Annotated in this window: 1 protein-coding gene; it reads right to left on the bottom strand. The window is 77.1% G+C overall.

Features of this window, described 5'->3' with window-relative positions; translation table 11 throughout:
- Positions 1-745 (bottom strand): spermidine synthase (locus tag ACYVE9_RS29065; RefSeq protein ID WP_461030863.1); only part of this gene is annotated, 745 nt, incomplete at its 3' end.
- Positions 746-813 lie beyond the last annotated feature (68 nt).

The raw sequence follows: 813 nt of genomic DNA, 5'->3' as shown, positions 1-813 counted from the left end.
CGGCCGCGCGCCGGGTCAGCTCCGCCGTCGGCAGGGGTCCGTCGGCGGCCAGCAGCACGGCGTTGCCGAAGCGCTTGCCGCGCAGCACCGCCGGGTCCGAGACCAGGGCCAGCTCCGGGAAGGCGTCCCGCACGGTGGCGGTCTGGGCCCGCAGGTGCGCCAGGGGCGGTCCGTCGGCGAGGTTGGCGGTGTACCAGCCACCGGGGCCCAGCACGCGCCGCACCTCGGTGAGGAACTCCGCGCTGCCCAGGTGGGCGGGGGTCCGGGCGCCGGCGAAGACGTCGGCGACGACCAGGTCGGCCCAGTCGTCGCCGATCCTGGCCAGTCCGGCCCGGGCGTCGGTGCCGCGCACCCGTATGCGCCAGCCCTCCGCTAGCGGCAGCCGCTCGCGCACGAACCGGGTGAGCGCGAGGTCCAGTTCGATGACCTGCTGCGTGGAGCGCGGCCGGGTGGCGGCGGTGTAGCGGGCCAGCGTCATCGCGCCGCCGCCCAGGTGCAGCACCCTCACCGGGCGGCCGGGCGGTGCGAGCAGGTCGATGACGTGGCCGATGCGGCGCTGGTACGAGAAGTCGAGGTGGGCCGGGTCGGCCAGGTCCACGTGGGACTGCGGGGCACCGTCCAGCAGCAGCTGCCAGCCCTGCGGCCGGTCAGGGTCGGGCACCAGCTCGGCGAGTCCTCCGCCGACCTGTTCGGCTGCCGCCTCCCGCGCCTGCCGGCCGGCGGCAGGTCGTCGCTGTCTGCCCATGCCCGCCAGTATCCCCCGGTGCGGGCGGCCGCCCCCCGGCGGGGACCGTCACCAGCGGTCGAGCGCCT

This window comes from Streptomyces sparsus, from assembly GCF_054776295.1.
The sequence above is the reverse complement of the archived record's forward strand: the minus strand, read 5'-3'. Positions and strand labels throughout refer to the sequence as shown.